General features: G+C 69.5%; 19 protein-coding genes and 1 tRNA gene. 13 read left to right on the plus strand and 7 right to left on the minus strand.

The genetic code is table 11. The features are described 5' to 3' along the window. Nucleotides 1-52: 52 nt before the first annotated feature. Nucleotides 53-985: an NAD(+) diphosphatase gene (gene nudC / locus ACPEEZ_RS04440; protein WP_423923215.1), complete on the plus strand. Its 933-nt coding sequence runs from the start codon at nucleotides 53-55 to the stop codon at nucleotides 983-985. After that, nucleotides 982-2,694 (plus strand): ATP-dependent helicase, encoded by a 1,713-nt coding sequence (locus ACPEEZ_RS04445; RefSeq protein ID WP_423923217.1) that lies wholly within the window; start codon nucleotides 982-984, stop codon nucleotides 2,692-2,694. Before nudC ends, ACPEEZ_RS04445 begins: the two co-directional genes overlap by 4 nt. Before the next feature lie 861 nt (nucleotides 2,695-3,555). On the opposite strand, the gene ACPEEZ_RS04450 is transcribed toward ACPEEZ_RS04445, so the two are convergent. Further along, nucleotides 3,556-4,923, minus strand: coding sequence for a zinc-dependent metalloprotease (locus tag ACPEEZ_RS04450; RefSeq protein WP_423923219.1), 1,368 nt, complete (start codon nucleotides 4,921-4,923; stop codon nucleotides 3,556-3,558). A gap of 98 nt (nucleotides 4,924-5,021) precedes the next feature. On the opposite strand from ACPEEZ_RS04450, the gene ACPEEZ_RS04455 reads away from it, so the two are divergent. From ACPEEZ_RS04455 to ACPEEZ_RS04475, 5 genes are all read left to right on the plus strand, one after another. After that, nucleotides 5,022-6,131, plus strand: coding sequence for a YlbL family protein (locus tag ACPEEZ_RS04455; protein WP_423923221.1), 1,110 nt, complete (start codon nucleotides 5,022-5,024; stop codon nucleotides 6,129-6,131). A gap of 104 nt (nucleotides 6,132-6,235) precedes the next feature. Next, nucleotides 6,236-9,181 (plus strand): UPF0182 family protein, encoded by a 2,946-nt coding sequence (locus tag ACPEEZ_RS04460; protein WP_423923223.1) that lies wholly within the window; start codon nucleotides 6,236-6,238, stop codon nucleotides 9,179-9,181. 58 nt (nucleotides 9,182-9,239) lie between these two features. After that, nucleotides 9,240-9,316, plus strand: a tRNA-Met gene (locus tag ACPEEZ_RS04465). Between the two features lie 94 nt (nucleotides 9,317-9,410). Beyond that, nucleotides 9,411-10,511 carry a glycerate kinase gene (locus ACPEEZ_RS04470; RefSeq protein ID WP_423923225.1) on the plus strand — a complete coding sequence of 367 codons (1,101 nt, stop codon included), beginning with the start codon at nucleotides 9,411-9,413 and terminating at the stop codon, nucleotides 10,509-10,511. Between the two features lie 32 nt (nucleotides 10,512-10,543). After that, a complete protein-coding gene (locus tag ACPEEZ_RS04475) occupies nucleotides 10,544-11,365 on the plus strand; it encodes a carbon-nitrogen hydrolase family protein (protein WP_423923227.1) in 822 nt (273 codons plus the stop codon). A 29-nt stretch (nucleotides 11,366-11,394) separates the two neighbouring features. Here the strand turns inward: ACPEEZ_RS04475 and ACPEEZ_RS04480 are convergent, their stop codons facing one another. Then, a complete protein-coding gene (locus ACPEEZ_RS04480; protein WP_423923229.1) occupies nucleotides 11,395-12,594 on the minus strand; it encodes an aminotransferase class I/II-fold pyridoxal phosphate-dependent enzyme in 1,200 nt (399 codons plus the stop codon). Between the two features lie 188 nt (nucleotides 12,595-12,782). Between ACPEEZ_RS04480 and ACPEEZ_RS04485 the strand changes: the two genes are divergently transcribed. The 6 genes from ACPEEZ_RS04485 to ACPEEZ_RS04510 all read left to right on the plus strand — a co-directional run bounded on the left by ACPEEZ_RS04485 (nucleotide 12,783) and on the right by ACPEEZ_RS04510 (nucleotide 19,311). After that, on the plus strand, nucleotides 12,783-14,639 hold the full coding sequence (locus tag ACPEEZ_RS04485; protein ID WP_423923231.1) for a trypsin-like peptidase domain-containing protein: 1,857 nt from the start codon (nucleotides 12,783-12,785) through the stop codon (nucleotides 14,637-14,639). A 145-nt stretch (nucleotides 14,640-14,784) separates the two neighbouring features. After that, nucleotides 14,785-15,843: a glycosyltransferase family 2 protein gene (locus tag ACPEEZ_RS04490; RefSeq protein WP_423923233.1), complete on the plus strand. Its 1,059-nt coding sequence runs from the start codon at nucleotides 14,785-14,787 to the stop codon at nucleotides 15,841-15,843. 8 nt (nucleotides 15,844-15,851) lie between these two features. Beyond that, nucleotides 15,852-16,658 carry a CDP-alcohol phosphatidyltransferase family protein gene (locus ACPEEZ_RS04495; RefSeq protein ID WP_423923235.1) on the plus strand — a complete coding sequence of 269 codons (807 nt, stop codon included), beginning with the start codon at nucleotides 15,852-15,854 and terminating at the stop codon, nucleotides 16,656-16,658. A 50-nt stretch (nucleotides 16,659-16,708) separates the two neighbouring features. Continuing rightward, nucleotides 16,709-17,557, plus strand: coding sequence for a glycosyltransferase family 2 protein (locus tag ACPEEZ_RS04500; RefSeq protein WP_423923237.1), 849 nt, complete (start codon nucleotides 16,709-16,711; stop codon nucleotides 17,555-17,557). A gap of 34 nt (nucleotides 17,558-17,591) precedes the next feature. Continuing rightward, nucleotides 17,592-18,908, plus strand: a complete 1,317-nt coding sequence (locus tag ACPEEZ_RS04505; RefSeq protein WP_423923239.1) for a hypothetical protein — start codon at nucleotides 17,592-17,594, stop codon at nucleotides 18,906-18,908. Nucleotides 18,909-19,005: 97 nt separating this feature from the next. Continuing rightward, the gene (locus tag ACPEEZ_RS04510; RefSeq protein WP_423923241.1) at nucleotides 19,006-19,311 is read left to right on the plus strand and encodes a helix-turn-helix domain-containing protein; all 306 of its coding nucleotides are present in this window, start codon (nucleotides 19,006-19,008) and stop codon (nucleotides 19,309-19,311) included. Nucleotide 19,312: 1 nt separating this feature from the next. Here the strand turns inward: ACPEEZ_RS04510 and ACPEEZ_RS04515 are convergent, their stop codons facing one another. From ACPEEZ_RS04515 to ACPEEZ_RS04535, 5 genes are all read right to left on the minus strand, one after another. Next, nucleotides 19,313-19,591 (minus strand): hypothetical protein, encoded by a 279-nt coding sequence (locus ACPEEZ_RS04515; protein WP_423923243.1) that lies wholly within the window; start codon nucleotides 19,589-19,591, stop codon nucleotides 19,313-19,315. Between the two features lie 99 nt (nucleotides 19,592-19,690). Beyond that, complete coding sequence (locus ACPEEZ_RS04520; RefSeq protein WP_423923245.1) at nucleotides 19,691-20,422, minus strand: hypothetical protein; 732 nt, start codon at nucleotides 20,420-20,422, stop codon at nucleotides 19,691-19,693. Nucleotides 20,423-20,431: 9 nt separating this feature from the next. Further along, nucleotides 20,432-21,223 (minus strand): ABC transporter ATP-binding protein, encoded by a 792-nt coding sequence (locus ACPEEZ_RS04525; protein ID WP_423923247.1) that lies wholly within the window; start codon nucleotides 21,221-21,223, stop codon nucleotides 20,432-20,434. Next, nucleotides 21,223-22,008 (minus strand): ABC transporter permease, encoded by a 786-nt coding sequence (locus ACPEEZ_RS04530; RefSeq protein ID WP_423923249.1) that lies wholly within the window; start codon nucleotides 22,006-22,008, stop codon nucleotides 21,223-21,225. Before ACPEEZ_RS04530 ends, ACPEEZ_RS04525 begins: the two co-directional genes overlap by 1 nt. A gap of 61 nt (nucleotides 22,009-22,069) precedes the next feature. Further along, nucleotides 22,070-22,762, minus strand: a complete 693-nt coding sequence (locus ACPEEZ_RS04535; protein ID WP_423923251.1) for an NTP transferase domain-containing protein — start codon at nucleotides 22,760-22,762, stop codon at nucleotides 22,070-22,072. Nucleotides 22,763-23,103: the final 341 nt, after the last annotated feature.

The following is a 23,103-nucleotide window of genomic DNA, read 5'->3' on the forward strand; positions in this document are numbered from 1 at the left end:
GCCTGGTGCACCGCCGCGCGCCACGCTGTCAACTCGCGATGATTGGTCGTCCATGCCCTCGCCGCTCTCCTCGCGTCTGCCTCTGTCCCGCCAGGCGGTCGACCGTGACTACCTCACCCGTGATCGCGTCGACGTCGTGCCCGAGCTGCTCGCCGACCCGTCGACGCGGGTCCTCCCGCTCTGGCGCGGTCGCACCCTGATGGCGGGCTCCGACCGGCTCGCGCTGCTGCCTGCCTCTGCCGTCCCGGCGGCACGGGACCACGTCTACCTCGGCCGCTCCCAGGCCGCCGACGCGGCGGAGCCGGTCGGGACGCCGATCGTCGCGGCCCTCCTCGACGACGAGCAGGCGACGGCACTGGAGCCCTCGGACGACGCCTGGGGCAGTCTCCGCATGTTCGGCACCACCCTCAGCGATCGCGATGCCGGCCTCGCCGTCGAGGCGATCGCCGTCGCGAACTGGCACGACTCGCACCGCTTCTCGCCGCGGACGGGGCGTCCCCTCGTCACCGACAAGGCCGGGTGGGTGCGCCGTGACGCCGACGACGGGCACGAGGTGTTCCCGCGGACCGACCCCGCGATCATCGTCGGCGTGGTCGACGCCGACGACCGCCTGCTGCTCGGCTCGAACGCCCTGTGGGAGAACAATCGCTATTCGCTGCTGGCCGGCTTCGTCGAACCGGGGGAGTCGCTGGAGCAGGCCGTGCAGCGCGAGATCTTCGAGGAGTCGGGCATCAAGGTCGTCGACCCGGTCTACCTCGGCTCGCAGCCGTGGCCGTTCCCCGCGAGCCTGATGCTCGGGTTCCGGGCCACCGTCGACGTCGACGACCCGGGCACGCTCGAGCCGGACGGCGCCGAGATCCTCGACCTGCGGTGGTTCAGCCGTGACGAGCTGGCCGCCAGCCTCGATGACGTGATCCTGCCCGGCCGCACCTCGATCGCACGCGCCATCATCGAGGACTGGTTCGGCGCCCCACTCGACCAGTGACAGACGCCGCCGATCTCATCGCGGGCCTCGACGAGCAGCAGAGACTGGCCGCGCAACGCCTGCTCGGCCCCGTCTGCCTGCTGGCCGGAGCCGGCACCGGGAAGACGCGGGCGATCACGCATCGCATCGCCTACGGCGTCGCCACGGGCGTCTACGCCCCGAGTCGTGTCATGGCCCTCACCTTCACGTCGCGGGCCGCGGCCGAGTTGAGAGGGCGGCTGCGCGCCCTGGGTGCCGGAGGAGTCTCGGCGCGGACCTTCCACGCCAGCGCCCTGTCCCAACTCTCGTACTTCTGGCCGCAGACGATGGGCGGTCAGATGCCGCGCCTCCTCGACAGCAAGGCGAAGCTGCTCGCCCACGCGGCCGAGTCGTTGCGCCTGCGGATCGACACCGCGTCCCTGCGCGACCTGTCGGCGGAGATCGAGTGGCGCAAGGTCTCGCGGCTCACCGTCGAGCAGTACGCCGCCGAGCTGCCCCGCCGCGCGCTCCCGCAGAACATCACTGCGGAGCAGGCGCTCGACCTGCACCGCGCGTACGAGGACATCAAGGACTCGCGTCGGCAGATCGACTTCGAAGACGTTCTACTCGCCACGGTGGGCATGCTCGAGCTCGAACCGCGGGTCGCCCAGCAGGTCCGCGAGCAGTACCGGTTCTTCGTGGTCGACGAGTTCCAGGACGTCTCGCCGCTGCAGCACGACCTCCTCGAGCTCTGGCTGGGCGATCGCAACGACCTGTGCGTGGTCGGCGACGCCAGCCAGACCATCTACTCCTTCGCGGGCGCCTCCGCCGACTACCTGCTCGGCTTCGGATCGCGCTACGACGACGCGACCGTCGTGCGGCTCGAGCAGAACTACCGCTCGTCTCGGCAGATCGTCGACACGGCGAACCAGCTCATGCGGGGGCGACCGGGGGCCCTGCACCTCCACCCCGCCGTCGAGAGCAGCGGCCCGGTGCCACCCGTCGTCGAATACCCGACCGACGCCGGCGAGGCCCGCGGCATCGCGCAGACGATCGCGGACGAGATCCGGTCCGGGGTCAAGCCGGAGGACATCGCCGTCCTGTACCGCGTCAACGTCCAGGCGGCCCTGATCGAACGGGCGCTCGCCGACGTCGGGGTCACCACGCGCATCCACGGCTCGGCGCGCTTCTTCGACCTGCGCGAGGTGAAGGAGGCGCTGATGATGTTGAAGGGCGCGTCCGTCAGCATCGTCGACGAACCCCTCTTCAAGACGGTCAGCGACGTGCTCCGCTCGCTCGGCTGGTCGCAGGAGGCCCCCGAGCAGCGCGGTGCGATCAGGGACCGCTGGGAGAGCCTCAACGCATTGATGGGACTCGCCGAGGCGTCCCCACCGGGGACGACACTCCGGGCGTTCGTCGACGAGCTGTTCACCCGTCAGGCCGGTCAGCACGAGCCGACCATGGCGGCCGTGACCCTCGCCACCCTGCACTCGGCGAAGGGACTCGAGTGGCGCAGCGTCTATCTCGTCGGCCTCAGCGAGGGGCTCGTCCCGATCAGCTACGCCCAGACACCCGAGGCGGTCGACGAGGAACGCCGACTGCTCTACGTCGGCATCACGCGGGCACGAGAGCGGCTCCGTCTGTCGTGGGCGCGAGCCGGGCAGGGGAGGGGCGGCGAACGTCGACCGAGTCGGTTCCTGGAAGAACTGCGCAGCCGCACGCCGGGTGCAGTCGGCTCCAGCCGCGACTGAGGGCCGTGGTCGCCCGATCGATGCGGGTGACGACCTCGGGGCGTTCCGGGCGATCGGCCAGGCCGAGCTGGGCCAGCACCCGCATCGCGGCGGTGGTCGCCACGTCTCGGGCGAGGAGGAGCCCCGGTTCGACGGTCGGCGCCCGCAGCAACTGGGCGGCGAGGGCGGGCCAGGCGGCGTCGGCATCGGTGCGCTGCAGGTCGAGGCACCGGGCGCACGCGGTCTCACCAGGAACGACGACGGGGCCGACACGCAGACTCCGGTCGCCGAGGACCACGAGGAGGTGCGGGACGTCGGAGCGCAGCCACGCTCCGGTCACGACCGGGTCGACGACGTGCGAGGCGACGACCACCCCCAGGTCGACCGGGTGTAACCGTGGGTCGTCCGCCTCCGACACCCGGCGGACCACGGCGCCGGCCGACGCCAGTATCGCCCCGAGGTCGTCGGCGATGGAGCCGTGCCCGGCGACGTCGACCCGGGGCGGGGTCGTGGTCGAGCCCGCCGGGGGCGGCGGCACGAGCGCCGGAGCGAGGACGTCGATCAGGGCGGCCACCTCGTGCGACGGGCGGTCGAGCCGCGCGACGAGCGGCGGCAGCCCGCTGCGCCCGTGCCCGGCGATGAGTGCACTGACGACCAGCTCGTCGTCAGTGGTGACGTCGCGGAGCACGACGGCGGGGCGTTCGGCGCCGATCTGCAGCGTCGTCGGGTCTCGCCAGAGGACGGGGAGGCGCGGGTCCAGTCGAAGGGTCACGCGCCGAGTGTGCCGCACCCACGACCCCGGCGAGGGGTTGTCCACAGGTGCCGGTCGTCGGGACGGATGGTGAGCGATTCGTGGTCGCCCACCGACCGCCCGCCGGCGGTTCAGTCGGTCTTCGGCTCGCTCGCGCTGCCGTCGTCGCCTTCGATCGGCCGATCGTCGGTCGTGTCGTTCAGCAGGTCTTCGATGGCTTGGTCGACGTCGTCGAACGCGGGCTCCGTCGACGTCAGTCGCGCGATGAGCGCCTTGGGGTCGTCGATGTCGGCACTCGTGGGGACGATGTCGGGGTGCGACCACAGGGAGTCGCGGACCTCGGCGCCCACACTGTCGGAGACGGCCTGCCACATCGCCGCGGCCTCGCGGAGACGACGGGGTCGCAGTTCGAGCCCGACCAGCGTGCTGAAGGCGGACTCCGCCGGCCCGCCGGCGGCGCGACGCCGACGGACGGTCTCGGCGATGGCGCCGGACTTCGGCAGCCGTTCGGTCGCCTGCGCCGTGACGACGTCGACCCAACCCTCGATCAAGGCGAGCGTCGTCTCGAGTCGCGCGAGGGCGGCGAGCTGCTCGGGTGACTTCGGCGGGATCAGCGCACCGCTCCGCATGGCCTCCTGGAGCTCTTCGGCGTTCGACGGGTCGAAGTCGACGGCCAGCTCTTCGAGGCGGCTCGTGTCGATGCGGATGCCCTGGGCGAACTCTCGGATCGACGAGATGAGGTGGAGGCGCAGCCAGCGCGCGTGCCGGAAGAGGCGGGCGTGGGCCAGCTCGCGAACGGCCAGATAGAGCTGGATCTGGTCGCGGTCGATGTCGAGGCCCTCGCCGAACGACGCGACGTTCTGCGGGATGAGGGCGGCCTGTTGGTCGTCGAGGAGGGGGATGCCGACATCGCCGCCGGACACGACCTCGGCCGAGAGCTGACCGACGACCTGCCCGAGCTGCATCGCGAAGAGCGTGCCGCCGACGCTGCGCATGACCTGGCTCGCACCGGCGAGGAGGCCCTGCATCTCTTCGGGAGCCTGCTCCTGCAGCACCGACGTCAGCGAGTCGGCGATGGAGGTGGCGACGGGCTCGGCGAGCTGGGTCCAGACGGGCATGCTGAGCCGAGCCCATTCGGCCCGCGTCAGGAGCCGCGGCGCGACCGTCAACTCGGCGACGAAGGTGACCTCGTCCAACCAGAGGGCGGCGACGTGGAAGGCCTGGTCGAGCGACGCCGTGTCGGCGGGGCCGGACGCGATGGCGGTCTGCGACCCGACCTGGGTGGCCTGTTCGAGGGCGACGCTCCAGTCGATTCCGTCGCCGCTGCGGTTCACCGCGTTCTGCAACTGGCTCATGAGTCGGGCCACGAAGGCGGGGTCGTCGGGCAGCCCGGCCGCCCCCGCGAGCTTGGACGGGTCGATCTCGGAATTGCCGGACAGGAACTGGCGCAGCATGTCGCGGAACTCGTCCTCGGGCTCCCGCTGCGAATCATCAGACATACGAACTACGCTATCGGGTGGCCGCAGGAACAGCCTGGGATTCGGCCCTTGCCCCGGGTGCGCAGCTAAGCCCGTGGCGAACACCGAAAGGACCACGCTTGTCGTTCACCGCGCCTCCTTCGTCCGACAGCCCCCGGCGTCGACGCGGGCCCGTCGTCGGATGGGTGGCACTGATCGTCGCCGCCGTCGCGTTCGTCGTTGTGACCCTGCTGCCCTCGCCCTATCTGATCGAGCAGCCGGGGCCCGTCTTCGACACGCTCGGGCAGGCGGAGTACCAGGGGCAGAAGGAGCCGCTGATCTCGGTGTCGGGTCACGAGACCTACGACACGGCCGGCACGCTCGACCTGCTCACGGTCAGCGTCCTGGGCAACGAGCAGACGCGTCCGACCTGGCTCGAGATCGTCCAGGCGTGGTTCGACCCGAGTCGCGCCGTCGTCCCGGTCGAGGCCATCTACCCGAGCGGTGTCACCAACGAGCAGGTCGACGAGCAGAACGCCGTCGACATGCAGAACTCGCAGAAGTCGGCCATCGCCGCGGCGATGATCCACGAGGGATACTCGGTGCCGAGCACCATGACGGTGAGCCAGATCGGCACGGAGGGCCCGGCGGCCGGAGTCCTCGAGGACGGCGACCGCCTCGTGTCCGTCAACGGGACGAGCCTCGAGACGAACGGCGACGTGGACAGCCTGCGCGCCCTCGTGGCGAAGAACGGCACCGACAAGGCGGCCACCATCGTGGTCGAGCGCGCCGGTGCGCAGGTCACCGAGCAGGTCACGCCGCAGCTCGTCGGCGGTCAGCCGTTGCTCGGCGTCGGCGTCAGCGTCGACTACACCTTCCCCTTCGACGTCACGCTCAAGCTCGACAAGGTGGGTGGCCCGAGCGCCGGCATGATGTTCGCCCTGGGCATCATCGACAAGACGACCCCCGGCGAGCTCAACGGCGGCAAGAAGGTCGCAGGGACCGGCACGATCACCGCGTCGGGTTCGGTCGGACCGATCGGCGGCATCCGCCAGAAGCTGTACGGGGCGCGCGAGGCCGGCGCGCAGGTGTTCCTGGCTCCGGCGGCGAACTGCGGCGACGTCGTCGGGCACATCCCGGACGGGCTGGACGTCTATTCGGTCGACACCCTCGACCAGGCCGTGACCACTCTCACGACCATCGCCGACAAGGGAGACACGTCGTCGCTGCCGCGATGCACGGCTGGTTGATCGACCCTCCACAGCTGCCGCGAAGCTGGTAACGGAACCCTGAGACGATCAGGTCCGGCACGTAGGATGGGCGCTCTCATCCACGAACTGCCAGGAGCCCCCTCTTGACGTCATCCGCATCGTCGCGACCAGCACGACGTTCGCCCCGATTGCCCATCCTCGTCACGGTGGCGGTGCTCGCAGCGCTCATCATCGCGTTCTTCATCTTCTCGTCGCTGCTGACCGACTACCTCTGGTACCAGCAGCTCGGGTTCGCGAACGTGCTGACGACCCAGTGGGTCGCGGGGGCGGTGATGTTCCTGATCGGTTTCTTCGCGATGGCGATCCCGGTCTTCGTGAGCATCGACATCGCGTTCCGGTTCAGGCCGGTGTACGCGAAGCTGAACTCGCAGCTCGACCGCTACCAGCAGGTCATCGAGCCGCTGCGCCGGGCCGTCGTATTCGGCGTGCCGATCGTGCTCGGCCTGTTCGCGGGCATCGCGACGTCGACGCGCTGGCAGATGGCGCTCGAGTGGCTGAACCGCACGCCCTTCGGCGAGAAGGACGCCCAGTTCGGGCTCGACATCGGCTTCTACGTCTTCGAGTTGCCGATGTACCAGGGGGTCGTGGCCTTCGCCTCCGCCGTCGTGCTGATCGCCGGCCTCGCCGCGGTCGCCACCAGCTACCTCTACGGAGCCCTCCGCTTCACCGGGCGCGAGGTGCGCATCTCCCGCGTGGCCCGCATCCAGCTCGCGATCACCGCCGGTGTCTACATCGCCCTGCAGGGTCTCAGCCTCTGGCTCGACCAGTACGCCACCCTGTCCGACGGCACGAACAAGCTGATCACCGGTGCCACCTACACCGACGTCTTCGCCGGCATCCCGGGAAAGCAGATCCTCGCCCTGGCCGCCGCCATCGTCGCCCTGCTCTTCATCGTCACGGCCATCATCGGTCGCTGGCGCCTCCCCGTCGTCGGAACGGCGCTCCTCATCGTCGCCAGCATCATCGTGGGCGGCGTCTACCCCTGGGTCGTGCAGCGATTCCAGGTCGACCCGAGCGAGCGCACGGTCGAGACCACGTACATCGAGCGGAACATCCAGGCGACCCGCGAGGCCTACGGCGTCGCGAACGTGTCCGAGCAGCCGTACGACGCCAAGTCGGATGCCGAGGCGGGTGCGCTCGCCGGTGACGCCGTCACCACCGCGAACATCCGCATCATCGACCCGGCGCTCGTCACCGACGCGTTCGCGCAGCTGCAGCAGTACCGCCAGTACTACAGCTTCCCGCAGCAGCTCGCGGTCGACCGGTACACGATCAACGGCACCACACAGGACACGGTCATCGCGGTCCGCGAGTTGAACACCGACCAGCTCGGCGGCTCGGCGACCCCCTACAACACGGCGTTCGTCTACACGCACGGCTACGGTGTCGTGGCCGCCTACGGCAACCAGCGTTCGGCCGACGGCCAGCCCGTGTTCCTCGAGTCGGGCATCCCGGTCACCGGCGCGCTCGGCAACGACAAGCAGTACGAGCCGCGCATCTACTTCGGCCAGGAGTCGCCCACCTACTCCATCGTGGGTGGCAACGGCGGCAAGGACGTCGAGCTCGACTACCCGTCGGGTGACAACGACAACGGCAGCAACCAGACGACGACGTTCGAGGGTAACGGCGGGCCGAAGCTCGACAACGCCTTCAAGCGCCTCATCTACGCGATCAAGTTCCAGTCGGAGCAGATCTTCCTGTCGGACGCCGTCAACACGAACTCGCAGATCCTCTACGACCGTGACCCCGTCCAGCGCATCCAGAAGGTGGCGCCGTACCTGACGCTCGACAGCGCGCCGTATCCGGCCGTGGTCGACGGGCGGGTCAAGTGGATCGTCGACGGCTACACGACGACGAATGCGTACCCCTACTCGAAGCCCCAGGCGCTGTCGGACGCGATCGCCGACACGTACACGCCGAAGCCGACGTACGCGACGAACAACATCAACTACATCCGCAACTCGGTGAAGGCGACGGTCGACGCCTACGACGGCTCGGTCAAGCTCTATGCGTGGGACACGAGCGACCCCATCCTGAAGACCTGGCAGAAGATCTTCCCGTCGTCGCTCTCGCCCCTGTCCGACATGTCGAGCGAGCTCATGCAGCACGTGCGCTACCCGCAGGACATGTTCAAGGTGCAACGCGCCATCCTGGGCACGTACCACGTCACGAACGCCGACTCGTTCTACTCGGCCGATGACGCCTGGGTGACACCGAACGAGCCGACGAGCTCGGCGGCCAATAGAGCACTGCAACCGCCGTACTATCTGACGCTGCAGCTGCCCGATCAAGACCCCGCGTTCTCGATCTACTCGACGTACATCCCCCAGCAGACGGGGGAGAACGCCCGAAACGTGTTGACCGGCTATCTCGCGGCGAACGCCGACGCGGGCAGTACGCCGGGCACGATCTCGCCCGACTACGGCAAGCTCACCCTGCTGACGTTGCCGAAGACGGACACGGTCCCCGGGCCGGGCCAGGTGCAGAACAACTTCAACACCGACACGGCGGTCGCGAACCAGCTCGCCCTGCTCCAGCGCGGCGACACGAGTGTCGTGCGAGGCAACCTGCTGACCCTGCCCGTCGGCGGCGGTCTGCTCTACGTCCAGCCGATCTATGTCAAGTCGAACAGCGACACGTCGTACCCGGTCCTGCAGAAGATCCTGGTGTCCTTCGGCGACAAGATCGCATTCGAGGACACCCTGAACGCGGCGCTCGACAGTCTGTTCGGCGGTAACTCGGGCGCCGAAGCCGGAGACAACGGCGTGCCCAGCACGGGAACCGGCGACACCTCCGGCACCGGAAGCGGCACGGATACCGGCACCGGTAGCGGGACGGGCTCCGACAGCGGTGCGGGCAGCGGCTCGACCGGCAGCAACACGGCCCTGGACTCGGCTCTCGCCGATGCGCAGCAGGCCCTGACCGACCGTGCGGCGGCCTATGCGAAGAACGACCTCGTGGCGGCGGCTCAGGCCGATGCGCGCCTGCAGTCGGCTCTCGAAGCAGCCGTGGCAGCCTCGGGCAAGTGACCCGTGGGGGCGCCGATTTGCCGGCGCCCCCACCCCGTGCTAGAGTCATTTCTTGTGCCGCGGGGTGGAGCAGTTCGGTAGCTCGCTGGGCTCATAACCCAGAGGTCGTAGGTTCAAATCCTGCCCCCGCAACCAAGCGTCACGAAAGATCCCCCGAGATCATCACGATCTCGGGGGATTTTTGCGTTAACCCCGCTGCCGCGACCAGGTGCATGCCAGGGTGGTGAGCATGTCGCGCCTCCGTGTCGTCATCGCACCCGACTCGTTCAAGGGGAGCGCCTCCGCCGTCGAGGTCGCGAGTGCCCTCGGTCGCGGTTGGCTCCGGTCGCGCCCCGACGACGACGTCGTCGAGTTGCCCGTCGCGGACGGCGGGGAGGGCACAGTCGAAGCGTTCGCCCGCGCGGTCCCGGCGGCTGTCAGACATCGGGTCGTCGCGCCCGGGCCCGACGGCCATCCCGTCGACGCGGACTGGCTGATGTTGCCCGATGACACGGCCGTCCTGGAACTCGCCTCGGCGAGTGGACTGACTCTGTTGTCGCACCCTGCTCCGTACGACGCCCACACGCGGGGTCTCGGGCGCATGATCGTCGACGCGCTGGACGCGGGCGCGAGGCGCCTGCTCGTCGGGATCGGGGGCAGCGCGTCGACCGACGGTGGGCTGGGAGTCCTCACGGAGCTCGGCCTTCGCGCCCTCGACTCCCTCGGCGACGAGGTCGTCGCGGGCAGCCACGGGCTCTCGGCGATCGCGCGGCTCGACATGAGCGGTCTCCGTCCGTTGCCGGCCGGGGGTGTGACCGTGCTGACGGACGTCACCAACCCCCTCCTGGGAGCGGGCGGGGCGGCGGCCGTGTTCGGGCCTCAGAAGGGCGCGGGCCCGGACGACGTGCTGGCACTCGACTCGGCGCTCGCGAGATGGGCGGAACTCCTGGACGTCGACCCCCGGGCGCCCGGGGCGGGCGCGGCCGGCGGGACGGGCTTCGGTCTGCTGGCCTGGGGTGCCGACCTCGCGCCAGGCGCCCTCGCCGTCTCGGAGGCCATCGGCCTGCCGGGCCAGGTCGCCCGGGCGGACGTCGTGATCGTGGGGGAGGGGCGCTACGACGAGCAGACGGCCGGCGGCAAGGCGCCCCATCTCGTGGCCTCGCTGGCGCGGGCGGCCGGCGCGCGCCTCCTGCTGGTCGCCGGTTCCGTCGAGGCGCCGACGGACGGATTCGACGACGTGGTCTCGCTGACCGACCTCGCGGGGTCGGCCGACGAGGCTCGGCGTCGACCGGGGCGATGGCTCGAGGACGCCGCGGCCCATCTCGCCGGACGGGTGACGGGACGGGCGTAGCCGCCGTCACCCGCACCTCCTAGGGTTGGTCCATGACCGAGCAGCAGAGCGTGGCCGTCGCCGTCGCCCAATTCGCCCCCGGTGCCGACTCCGCGGCGAATCTCGCGACCATCGAGCGACTGGCAGCATCGGCTGTCTCACGCGGGGCGCGGCTCGTCGTCTTCCCCGAGTACGCGTCGTTCTTCGAGGCGACGCTCGGTGAGGCCTACCTCGACGCGGCCGAGCCCGTCGACGGCCCGTTCGTGCGGCGACTCGGCGAGCTCGCGGATCGGTTCGGCATCGCGCTCGTGGCGGGTCTCGTCCGGCGGACCGACGATCCCGCGCGGTTCTCGAACACACTCGTGGCGGTCGCTCCCGGTCGCGGTCTCGTCGCGACCTACGACAAGCAGCACCTCTACGACGCGTTCGGCGGTCGCGAGTCGGAATGGATCGTTCCCGGTACGGCCGGTGGCGCGTCGACGTTCACCCACGAGGGCTTCGTGTTCGGGCTGCAGACGTGTTATGACGTGAGGTTCCCCGAGGTGTCGCGCCTCCTCGTCGACGCCGGGGCCGAGATCGTGCTCGTCCCGGCCGAATGGGTGAGGGGGCCGCTCAAGGAGCACCACTGGCGGACGCTCGTGACGGCCCGGGCGCTCGAGAACACCGTGTTCGTCGCGGCGGCCGACCACGCGCCCCCGGTCGGAGTCGGCAACAGCATGATCGTCGACCCGATGGGGGTCGAGCTCGTGACCATCGGCGACGAGAGCGAGGGCGTCGCCGTCGCCCATCTGACGCGGGAGCGGCTGCGGGCGGTCCGGGAGATCAACCCGGCGCTCACGCTGCGGCGGTACTCGGTGGTGGCCCGCACCGACTGACCGCCTGCGCCGTGCCGACAGTGCGCTCGTCAGAGGCGGAGGTCGGCCAGCTGGGAGGAGGCGCGCTCGAGCACGTCGACGCGCTTGCAGAACGCGAAGCGGACGAGAGACGAGTACTCGGCGGCCAGATCGGCGTGGCAGAACGCGCTGAGGGGTACGCCCACCACACCGGCGAGATCGGGCAGCCGACGGCAGAACGCAGCCGCGTCGTCCACTCCGAGAGGGGCCGCGTCGGCCACGACGAAGTACGAGCCCTGCGGCCGCGAGACGCCGAAGCCGGCGCCGTGCAACCCGGCCGAGAGCACGTCGCGCTTGTGCTGCAGATCGGCCGCGAGGCCGGCGAAGTACGAGTCGGGCAGCCCGAGGCCCACGGCGATCGCGGGTTGGAACGGCGAGCCGTTGACGTAGGTCAAGAACTGTTTGACGGCGACGATCCGGTCGACGAGGTCGGCCGGGCCCGACAGCCAGCCGATCTTCCACCCGGTCGTGTTGAAGGTCTTGCCGCCGCTCGAGACGGTGATCGTCCGCTCGGCGGCGCCGGGCAGCGTCGCGAGCGGCACATGTGTCTCGCCGTCGAACACGATGTGCTCGTAGACCTCGTCGGTGACGAGCGTGGCATCGAACTCCACGGCGAGATCGACGAGGAGGCGCCGGGTCGCGTCGTCGAGGACGCTGCCGGTCGGGTTGTGCGGATCGTTGACGACGACGACCCGGGTGCGATCGGAGAACGCGGCGCGCAGCTCGTCGGGGTCGGGCTGCAACTCCGCCCCGCGCAGAGGCACGGTCACATGTCGGCCGCGGGCGAGGCCGATGAGGGCGCCATAGGCGTCGTAGAAGGGCTCGAGTGTGATCACCTCGTCGCCGTCGTCGACCAACGCGAGCAGGGTGGCGGCCAGGGCCTCGGTCGCGCCCGCCGTCACGAGGACCTGTCGCGCGGGATCGAGGTCGATGTCGTAGAACCGCTTCTGATGGGCGGCGACGGCCTCGAGGAGGACCGGCATGCCACGGCCGGGCGGGTACTGGTTGAGGCCTCGGCTGATCGACTCGCGCGCCGTCTCGAGGACATCGGCCGGGCCGTCCTCGTCGGGGAATCCCTGCCCGAGGTTGATCGCCCCGGTGTCTACGGCCAGCGCGGACATCTCTGCGAAGATCGTGGGGGCGAGCCGCCCGTGGGAATCGAGCAGCATGGCACCGCGCGCGGCGCGCTCCCAGGGGGCGGGGGTCGTCATGGAGACCCACCGTAGCCCGCCCGCGCGTCGACGTCGCGCCTCCCGTCGTCGACGTCGCGCAGCGCCCGAGGTCATCGGGCGACCGTTCAGGTCGGACATAAGATGGGCGGAGCGCGCTCACAGGTTCGCCAAATGGTCCTGCCAGGTTGACGGGCCAGGCTGAACGGGCTTGAAAGGAGCACCCTTCGATGAACGAGAACCCCCGAGGCGCCGACGGCGCGGACGACCGCGCCGACGAGACCCGCGCAGCCGAGACCCGCGCAGCCGAGGATCGCGCCGACGAGGCTCGCGCCGACGAGGCTCGCGCAGCCGAGGCGCGTGACGCGGAGACGCCGGCGGATCGCGCTGCGGGCCCGTCGTCCCCGCGTGACGAGGTGTCGTACGGTGCTCCCGCCCTTCCCGGCAGCACGCCCCGACCACTCGCGGACGAACAGCCCACCGCTCCGTTGCCCCCAGCAGCGGGTCAGGCGAACCCCTCTGGCGCCGGTTCGTCATGGCAGCAGCCGAACGGCTCGCAGCCCCAGGCCTCACAGCCCGCTCCGTCGTCGCACACGGCTCCCACGGCCTCCTACGGCCACCAGGCGCCGTACGGTCAGCAGCCCGGCTACAGCCAGCAGCCGTACGGACAGCAACCGTACGGACAGGCACAAGACTCCTATCGCCCGGCGACGCCGTACGGGCAGCCGCAGGTTCCGTACGGACAGCAGGCCCCCTACGGCCAGCAGAGCGCCTATGGGCAGCAGGCACCTTACGGCGAGCAGACGAACACGGCTCCGCACGCCAACGGCGAGCCCCCGTACGCCTTCGACTCCTCGACCGCGTACGCCGGGTCGAGCTGGAGCGCCCCCACGACGACGCCCGCCAAGAAGCGCTCGGGTCTCGGCGTGGTCATCGGGGCCCTCGCGGTCGGCGCGATCATCGGTGGCGTCGCCGGTGGCGGCGCGTACGCGGCCCTCGGCGGCGGCTCCTCACAGGGGTCGACGGCCGCCGGCCCGTCGCGCGACCTCACGGTCAACGACTACAACGACGCCACCGTCATCACGGCGGTGGCCGCGAAGGCGACGAAGTCGGTCGTCACGGTCAACGTCTCGGCCGGTACCTCGGGTGGGACCGGCTCGGGTGTCATCCTGAGCGACGACGGCTACATCGTCACCAACACCCATGTCGTCACCCTCGACGGCGCGAGCGCCAGCGGCACCATCACGGTGACCATGAGCGACGGCTCGATCGTGCCCGCGAAGGTCGTCGGTCTCGACCCCACGGTCGACCTCGCCGTCCTGAAGGTCGACAAGACGGGCCTGACACCCATCCAGTTCGCCGACTCGTCGAAGCTCAACGTGGGTGACACGGCGGTCGCGATCGGTGCTCCGCTCGGACTCTCGAACACGGTCACGGACGGCATCGTCTCGACGCTGAACCGCAGCATCACGGTGCAGTCGTCCGCCGCACCGAGCGACGGGTCGGACCAGGGCAACCAGAACGACAACAACGGCCAGGGGCCCTTCTCGTTCAACAACGGTGACGGCAACGCGCAGAACCAGGCCAGCTCGGTCATCTCGCTGCCCGTCATCCAGACCGACGCGTCCATCAACCCCGGCAACTCGGGCGGTGCGCTGCTCGACTCCGACGGCAAACTGATCGGCCTCAACGTCGCCATCGCCAGCTCGGGCGACTCGCAGGGCAGCATCGGCGTCGGCTTCTCCATCCCGTCGAACCTCGTCCAGCGCGTCGCCAAAGAGATCCAGGCGAACGGGAAGGCCAGCCACGGTCTGCTCGGGGCCAGCGTCGGCGACGCGACCGAGGACACCAAGGCGACGCAGGTCGGCGCCCTCATCAAGGAGATCAGCTCGGGCGGTCCCGCCCAGGCGGCCGGTCTGCGAGCCGGTGACGTCGTCACCGAGTTCAACGGGGTCCCGATCTCGAACAAGACCGACCTGACGGCGCAGGTGCGCTATCTCGCCGGTGGCGCGGAGGCGAAGCTGTCCTACGTCCGGGACGGGAAGGCGGCGACCGCGACGGTCACGCTCGGCACGCTGCCGAACTGACCGGGTCGGTCCACACGGGTCGAGCCGGAGGCAGCAGCCTCCGGCTCGACCCTTCGTCTTGATAGGCTCGACCGGACATCCGGCGGCCCGACTCCGCCGCCCGCTCGCGCCTCCGGGCGCCACCACAGCTCCGAGGCCGCACCCCATGGCAGTTGCCGAGACACCACCGTTCGACGTGGTCCATCCCGGTGTCTCGTACGTCATGCCCGTGCTCAACGAAGAGCGCGACATCCGGTCGGCGGTCGAGAGCCTCATCGCGCAGGACTACGAGGGCCCGTTCGAGGTCATCCTCGCGCTCGGCCCGAGTGTCGATCGCACGAACGAGGTGGTCGCCGAGATGTCGCGCGTCGACCCCCGCATCCGCAGTATCCCGAATCCGGTGGGCTCGACGCCGGCAGGTCTCAATGTCGCGATCCGTGCCTCCTCGCATCCCATCACGGTGCGGGTCGACGCGCACTCCGTCCTCCCGCGCGACTACACGCGACTGGCCGTCGACGCCTTACGTCGCAGTGGCGCCGACAACGTCGGAGGCATCATGCGCGCCGAGGGGCGGACGCCGTTCGAGAAGGCCGTGGCCCGGGCGTACGGCAGTCGCGTCGGCCTCGGCGGGACGCCCCATCACGTCGGAGGCGCGGAGGGCCCCACCGAGACCGCCTACCTCGGCGTGTTCCTGCGTCGCCGCCTGCTCGAGGTCGGTCTCTTCGACGAGGGCGTCAAGCGCGGACAGGACTGGGAGCTGAACCGTCGACTCCGGTTGAGCGGGGGCCTGGTCTGGTTCACGCCCGACCTGGTGGTCATCTACCGACCCCGCCCGAGCCTCCGAAAGCTGGCGCGCCAGTTCGTCGCGACCGGGTTGTGGCGGGGCGAACTGTCCCGCAGGTTCCCGAAGGCGAGCACGCTGCGCTATCTGATCCCTCCGGCGATGGTCGTGGGCGTCCTGCTGGGCGCCGTCCTCGGTCTCGTCGGGGTGGTCGGCGCCGCCGTCGGGTCGCCGGTCGCCTGGCTGCTGCTCGGCTTCGTCGTGCCGGCGGTCTACGCGGTGTTCGTCGTGACCGCCGCGATCGCCGTGCCGCGCGGCGACGGCCTCCGCACCCGCGCCTGGTTTCTCGTAGTGTTGCCTACCATCCACTTCGGCTGGGGGGTCGGCTTCGTGTTCGGCTTCTCGATGCTGACCAAGAACATCACCGAACACACGGGAAGGTAGACCCACCGATGAGCGCGCTTCCCGCCCGCCCCACGTCGATCGCCGAACTCCGCCGGGTGGCCCAGCCCTTCGAGGTGCGGAGCCGCGCGAACGCCGAACACTGGACGGCGTCCCTGTACCTCCGCCGCCTGTCGCCCTATCTCACCTGGCTGCTGCTCAAGACGAGCGTCTCGGCGAACGGCGTCACCGGTCTGATGATCCTGGTGGGTTGGTCGACGGCTCTCGCGCTGCTCGTCCCGGGCATCACCGGCGCCCTCCTCGCCCTCGTCCTGGGGCAGCTGCAGATGCTCGTCGACTGCTGCGACGGCGAGGTCGCGCGTTGGCGCGGGACGAGCTCTCCTGCCGGTGTCTTCCTCGACAAGGTGGGGCACTACACGACCGAGGCGCTCATCCCGATCGCACTCGGCATCCGGGCGGCCGGGTGGCCCTTCGACGCGCCGGCCGACTATCTCTGGACGACCCTCGGGCTCGCCCTGGCACTCGTGATCGTGCTCAACAAGGCGCTGAACGACATGGTGCACGTCGCACGGGCCAACGCGGGTCTCGCCAAGCTGGAGGACAAGCGCGGCGCGGTGACCGACCCCAGCGGGCGTCTGCTCGCCCGTCTCCGTCGCGCCGCGCGCTTCGTGCCCTTCCACCGGCTGTACCACTCGGTGGAGCTCACCATGCTGGCATTCGTCGTGGCGCTGATCGGCCTCGTCGTGGGGGAGCCGATCGCCGACCGTGTGCTCGTGTCGCTCCTCCTGCCGCTGTCGGTGCTGGCGCTCGCCGGTCACTTCGTGGCGATCATGGCGTCCAAGCGGGTGCGCTCCTGACCGCGTCGCCCGCCGCGCCCGCGCCGACCGCCGGGCTGCCCAGGGTGGGGGTGGTCAGTCTCACGCAGGGACGCCGCCCCGACGACCTGGCCGTCGGGCTCGCGTCGCTCCTGGCACAGACCGGCGTGACGCTCGACATCGTCTGCGTCGGCAACGGGGTCGAGCCGTCCGGGTTGCCGAACGGGGTCCGCGCTTTGGCGTTGCCGGACAACGTGGGCATACCGGCGGGGCGCAACCGGGGTGCCGAGGTCGTGTCGGGCGAGTACGTGTTCTTCCTCGACGACGACGCCTCCCTCCCGTCGCCGACCTTCCTGGCCGATGCGATCGCCCTGCTCCGTCGGCAGCCCGACATCGGCCTTCTGCAGCCCCGGGTCGTCGACCCCTCCGGACGCACGTCCCCCCGACGCTGGGTACCGCGTCTGCGCAAGGGCGACGCCGCCGACTCGAGCGACGTGTTCTCCGTCTGGGAGGGTGCGACACTGCTGCCCCGGGACGTCTTCGACCGCTGCGAGGGGTGGGGCGAGCCCTATTTCTATGCGCACGAGGGCATCGAGCTGGCCTGGCGTGTCTGGGCCCAGGCCAGACGCGTCCAGTACGCCGGCGATCTCGTCGCGCATCATCCGGCGATCGACCCGACACGGCACAGCCAGTACTACCGCCTCAACGCCCGCAACCGGGTCTGGCTGGCGAAACGGAACCTCCCCTGGCCGCTCGTCCCCGTCTACGTCGCGTCGTGGACGCTGGTGCAGATGCTCCGCTGGGCACGGCACCCCGACCGTCTGAGGCCGTGGTTCGCAGGCTGGCGCGAGGGGTGGCTCACGTCCCCCGGAGGGCGGCAGCCGATGGGGTGGTCGACCGTCCTGCGGATGTCCAGGGCGGGCCGGGTTCCTGTCCTCTAGGCTTTTCGGGTTCGAGAACACGGAAGGGCGACACATGCCGCTCAAGCGAGATCTGTCCCTGGCCTGGGGCATGGGCCTCCGGGCCCTCAACTCACGACGCAGTCGTCGACGGCTGGACCGTCTCGGGGTCGACCGACGCGCCCCGCGTGACGGCGAGGTGCGAGTCGCGGTCTACTTCGCGGACGGTGCGGTCAACATGTATCAGATCCGGCAGTGGCTCGAGCCGCTGGCCGCCCTGAACGAGACCTACCCCGTCGCCATCATCGCCCGATCGCCCGAGACGATGCTGGCGCTGCTCGAGGAATCGCCCGTCCCGGTGGTCTACGCCCGTCGGGTCGTCGACCTCGAGGAGTTCGTCGAGTCGCAGCCGCTCGCCCTGACGCTCTACGTCAACCAGAACGCCAAGAACTTCCAGATGATGCGCTACGGGCGCATGTGGCACGTCTTCGTCAATCACGGCGAGAGCGACAAGATGTACATGACCACGAACCAGTTCAAGGCGTACGACTACTCGTTCGTCGCGGGGGACGCCGCTCTCGCCCGGCTCCGGTCCAAACTCTGGGACTACGACCTCGAGACCCGGGCCATCCCGATCGGGCGGCCGCAGGCCGACCACTTCGCCGGCACCACGCCGTACGCTCCCGACGATCGCATCGTCGTGTTGTACGCCCCGACGTGGGAGGGCGACCGTGCCTCGGCGGCCTACGGGTCGATCGCGACCCATGGCTCGGCCCTCGTCCAGGCCGTTCTCGCCACGGGCCGCCACCGCCTCATCTACCGCCCGCATCCACGCAGCGGTGTCGTCGACCCCGACTACCGTCGGGCGCACGAGCAGATCGTGGCGGCCGTCGAACGGGCCAACGCGGCCGACCCGTCGGCGCAGCACGTCTATGACCAGGGCCCCTCGCTCGGCTGGCAGCTCGCGGCCGCCGACGTCGCCGTCTCGGATGTCTCGGCGATGGTCTACGACCGTCTCGCCACGGGCCTGCCGCTGATCGTCACCCGGCCCGTGTCACCCGACGCCGACGTCGACGAGTCCGGTTACCTCGGGTCGGCGGAGTGGCTCACAGCCGCCGACGCGGGGCGCATCGTCGATGTCGTCGACCGGGTGCGAGCGGACCCGGAGGCGCGGGCACGTCTCGACCACTGGGTTCACCGTCACTTCGGCGACACGTCACCCGGGGCGGCGACGCGTCGGTTCGAGGAGGCGGTGGCTCGCCTCGTCACCCGGCGGGACGAGTTCGCCGCGGCGGACCCGCTCACCGCCGCGCCTGCCTCCGCCGGGTCCGAGCACGAGGCGGACGCCTCGCGTGGGGCCACGGTCGTGCCCGACGACGAGACCGATCTCTGACCGTCGCCTGGCGCGTCATTGCATTTATGCACCCGTTCTCTATGCGTAGATGTTCTGAAATCTGGAGTTCTTTCACCGGGCCGCGTATTCATGAGGTATGCCTGAACCGTCGTCTGTCGCTGCACGTGTGTTCGGAGAACGCGTCAGGCGAGAGCGCCTTCGGCTGGGGCTGAGCCAAGACGAGGTCGCCCACCTGGCGGGCATGAACGTCTCGAACTACGGCAAGATCGAGCGCGGCGTCGGCAACCCCGTGCTGCACACCATCGTCCGGCTCGCGGTCGTCCTCGGAATAGACCCGGCCGTGCTCGTGACGGGTATGTCGTCGGATGACCTGCCTCCCGTGCTGGAGGCCTTCACCGCGGCGGACTATGTGAAAGAGCGTCGAGCCCGACGCAGCAGCTGAGTCAGAAGCTGAAGCGCCAGAGGTACTCCTCTCGCGACGGGCGGAACCACCGGACGACGGCGATGCCGTTGCGGCTCAGCTCGACGCCGACGATGCTGACGGTGACCGACTCGCCCGGTGCGAGCCGACTCGTCGCGACGGGCACGAGCAGCCCGCTGCCCAGCAGCGTCACCCGAAGCGCGTGCACGGATTCGTCGCTCGTGTTGACGAGTCGGTACAGCCGGGGTGCCCGGCTGCGGTCGATCTCGAACGGAATCGCATAAGCCGTCGTCGTGGTCATGTCCCGACGGTAGGCCCACCGCCCGACAGGGCATCCGATTCGCCTGTGGACGAACGAATCGGTGGAGGACTCATCTCGCGACGAGACCGCCCACCGCGGTCAGGAGCGGGAGTCGCCCGGCATCACGACCACGGTCTCGTCGACGAACGAGACCGGAGGTGCCCCGAACGCCGAGCGGGCGCTCTGGACGACCTTGCGACCGAGGGCGTGGTTGCCCGCGCCGCCGATGACCGCACCGACGCCGAAGGGGAGAGCCCGCCCGACGATCGAGGCCCCCTGCGACGCGGCGAAGCGGCGGACGAACTGCCGACGGATGGTGTCCGTGAGACCCGACATGGCAGCCTTCGGGAGCTTCTGCGTCACGAGATCGCCCCAGAACGCCGTCCGGGCCGGTCCGGTGCCGAGCGCCTCGCCGGCGAACTGGCGGACCAGCACCGTCCCGGGGGCACCGAGCATCATGGTCATGACGAGCGCACGCGCCCGATCGGGGTCGGTGATGGCGATCCCGTGCACCTCGGTCACGGACTGGGCGAAGAGGGCGCTCGTCTCCAGGAATCCGGCGGTCTCGACCCCGGACAGGGCCAAGGAGATGCCCCACCCGATGCCGGGGAGGACCGCGCTGGCACCGACCGCGGCGCCACCTGTCGTGACGGCGGCCAGGTACTCCCGCTCGAGGATGCGGATGAGCTTGTCGGGGCCCGCGTGGGGGTGGCGACGTCGCAGGTGCCGCACGTGCCGCACGACGACGGGACGTTGAGCGGTGAGCAGGGAGTCGAGACGTCGCAACCAGGCGGAGTCGGTGTACTGCACGGGTGCGTTCGTGTCGGGCATTGATCGACCCTACGCCGCGGGGCGGGGAGGATGATCGGAGTTGTACCTCTCGAGTGCCTCGTCCAGGGGGCCGTCGAAGACGAGCGCCCCCTTGCTCAGGTAGAGACCACGAGAGCAGAAACGCTTCAGATCGCGTTCGTTGTGCGAGACCAGGAACAGCGTGCGTCCGTCGGCGAGCATCTCGTCGATGCGTTGGTAGCACTTCTCGCGGAACGACTTGTCACCCACGGCGAGGACCTCGTCCACCAGGATGATGGGCTCGTCGAGGCGCGAGATGACCGCGAACGCGATACGCACCTTCATGCCGCTCGACAGGTGCTTGTAGGGAGTGTCGACGAAGGCGGCGATCTCGGCGAAGTCGATGATCTCGTCGAAGCGCTCGTCGATCTCGCGGCGCGACATGCCGTGCAGGCCGGCGGTCAGGTAGACGTTGTCGCGCACCGACAGGTCGCCCACGAAGCCCCCGGTGATCTCGATGAGCGGGGCGACGCCACCCGACACGGTGAGCGTGCCCTCGTCGGGCAGGATGACCTCCGCGACGAGCTTCAGGAGGGTCGACTTGCCTTGGCCGTTGCGGCCGACGACCCCGATGGCCTCGCCTCGGTGTACGTCGAACGACACGTCGCGGAGTGCCCAGAACTCGCTCGGGCGCGAGCGGCGGCTGCTGCCCGCGAAGAGGTCCTTGAACGACCTGCTGGCGCGTCGATTGCGTCGGAACTGGATGCCGACGCCCTCGACTCGGATGACCGGCTCGCGGTCCGACTCGACCGCGGCGGCCGTCTCGGCTGACGAGGTGCTCATCAGATCTCCTTCAGGACGGCTCGTTCGCACGCACGGAAGACGGCGAGACCGACGCCGAGCAGCAGCACGCACATGCCGGCGCCGATCAGCACCTCGGTCAGATCGAACTGCTCGGGGAAGAACGCGGAACGGTAGAGCCCGAAGATGCCGCTGAGCGGGTTGAAGGCCGCAGCCAGCCGGAAGCCCTCGGGCAGGTTGGTCGTGCCGTAGATGATGGGCGACGCGTAGAACAGGAACCGCAGGGCCAGTTTGGTGGCCCGCTCCAGGTCGCGGAAGAACACGACGAGCGGCGCGACGATCAGACAGACACCCGTCACGAGAACGGCCTGCAACACGATGGCGAGCGGGAAGAACACCACCTGCCACTGCAGATGCCCGTGCATGACGATGACGAACAGCGCCAGGACGGGCAGGCTGAAGAGGAACTCGATGCCCTTCGATGCGACCAGGCGGTTGACCCAGATCGTGCGGGGGATCTTGGTGGAGCGGACGAGTTTGGCCTCCCGCAGGAAGGCCCGCGTGCTGTCCGAGACGGCGCCGTTGAACCACATCCAGGGCAACAGCCCGCTGAGGAGGAAGACGATGTAGGGGTCTTCGCCGACGGAGCGTTTGAAGACCACCTGGAAGACGAAGAAGTAGATCCCGGCCATCACCAGCGGATCGAGAATCGACCAGATGTATCCCAGCGCCGACGTCGAGTACCGGACCTTCAGGTCGCGACTCGTCAGGAGCCACAAGATCTGCCGATAGCGAGCGAACCCCGTGCGACGGGGTCGATCGGTCATGACGAGGCTCACGGATGTCCTTTACGAGTCAGGACACCCGACCGCGTCGGCGCGGAGCGACTCAGACGAACAGGTTCGCGCGCTCCAGGTCTTCTGCGAAATCGACTTCGACCGCGTAGAGGTCGGAGATGTCCACGGGCTCAAAGCGTAGCCCGTTCTGGTCGATCGCCAGTTCGATGCCGCGCTCGAAGTAGTCCTGGTTGTCGACCTTGCCGAGTTGGCGCATCAGGACGGCCTTGTCGCCCTTCGACACGAAGTTGATGCCGACGGCCTCGCCGAGACCGTGCTTGACCTGCTTCGACAGCTCGTCGATGTAGCCCTCGGCGTCGGTCGTGTACTTGACCTCTTCGTCGGACACCTTGCTGGTGTTGACGGTGACGAAGGACTGGTCGTCGCGGACGAGTCGAGCGGCACGCTTCAGCGCCTCGGGGTCGAAGACCACGTCGCCGTTCATCCACAGCACCCCGCTGTTGCCGGTGGCACGGAGTGCGCGGAGCAGGCTCTTCGACGTGTTGGTCTGGTCGTACTGCTCGTTGTAGACGAACGACGCGGAGGGGAAGGCCTCGACGATGTGCTCGAACTTGTACCCCACGACGACGGTGACGCGGACGTCGCTGCCGAATGCCTCTTCGATGTTGTCGAACTGCTGGCGCATGATGGTGCGGCCGTCGCTGAGCTCGGTCAGGGCCTTGGGCAGCGAACGACCGAGGCGGCTGCCGAGTCCGGCGGCCAGGATGACGATCTGGGTGCTCACGTTTTGTCTCCTCACAGGGCGACCCAGGCCGACCGGCCGCGTGAGCAGGGTCAGAGGGTCTTGGGGGCGCCCCGTCGGTCGGATCGCGCCGTCTCTGGCGCGTCTCCGTCTCGAATTCGAGCGGTGTTCACCGCGGAGCCTCGATCTGGACACATCGTTGTGCAGCCTCGACTCTACCCCGAGGCTCCCGTTCGGGGTACGGAATCGTCGAAGGTCGTGTCCGTTTCGTGATAGAGAAACATCTCCCTGAGAGATCGACGTCCGGTGCCGAGACCGCCTGAGCCATTGGTACGGTTGACCGATGGGTCAGGTTGGCGACGAAGACGAGGGTAGGGCGTACC

This window comes from Frigoribacterium sp. 2-23, assembly GCF_049601585.1.
Classification (GTDB): domain Bacteria; phylum Actinomycetota; class Actinomycetes; order Actinomycetales; family Microbacteriaceae; genus Frigoribacterium.

Coding starts and splice junctions, on each gene's coding strand:
- nudC (WP_423923215.1), top strand. CDS start 53: ATGCCCTCGCCGCTCTCCTCGCGTCTGCCTCTGTCCCGCCAGGCGGTC.
- ACPEEZ_RS04450 (WP_423923219.1), bottom strand. CDS start 4,923: ATGTCTGATGATTCGCAGCGGGAGCCCGAGGACGAGTTCCGCGACATG.
- ACPEEZ_RS04470 (WP_423923225.1), top strand. CDS start 9,411: ATGTCGCGCCTCCGTGTCGTCATCGCACCCGACTCGTTCAAGGGGAGC.
- ACPEEZ_RS04475 (WP_423923227.1), top strand. CDS start 10,544: ATGACCGAGCAGCAGAGCGTGGCCGTCGCCGTCGCCCAATTCGCCCCC.
- ACPEEZ_RS04480 (WP_423923229.1), bottom strand. CDS start 12,594: ATGACGACCCCCGCCCCCTGGGAGCGCGCCGCGCGCGGTGCCATGCTG.
- ACPEEZ_RS04485 (WP_423923231.1), top strand. CDS start 12,783: ATGAACGAGAACCCCCGAGGCGCCGACGGCGCGGACGACCGCGCCGAC.
- ACPEEZ_RS04490 (WP_423923233.1), top strand. CDS start 14,785: ATGGCAGTTGCCGAGACACCACCGTTCGACGTGGTCCATCCCGGTGTC.
- ACPEEZ_RS04495 (WP_423923235.1), top strand. CDS start 15,852: ATGAGCGCGCTTCCCGCCCGCCCCACGTCGATCGCCGAACTCCGCCGG.
- ACPEEZ_RS04505 (WP_423923239.1), top strand. CDS start 17,592: ATGCCGCTCAAGCGAGATCTGTCCCTGGCCTGGGGCATGGGCCTCCGG.
- ACPEEZ_RS04510 (WP_423923241.1), top strand. CDS start 19,006: ATGCCTGAACCGTCGTCTGTCGCTGCACGTGTGTTCGGAGAACGCGTC.
- ACPEEZ_RS04515 (WP_423923243.1), bottom strand. CDS start 19,591: ATGACCACGACGACGGCTTATGCGATTCCGTTCGAGATCGACCGCAGC.
- ACPEEZ_RS04520 (WP_423923245.1), bottom strand. CDS start 20,422: ATGCCCGACACGAACGCACCCGTGCAGTACACCGACTCCGCCTGGTTG.
- ACPEEZ_RS04525 (WP_423923247.1), bottom strand. CDS start 21,223: ATGAGCACCTCGTCAGCCGAGACGGCCGCCGCGGTCGAGTCGGACCGC.
- ACPEEZ_RS04530 (WP_423923249.1), bottom strand. CDS start 22,008: ATGACCGATCGACCCCGTCGCACGGGGTTCGCTCGCTATCGGCAGATC.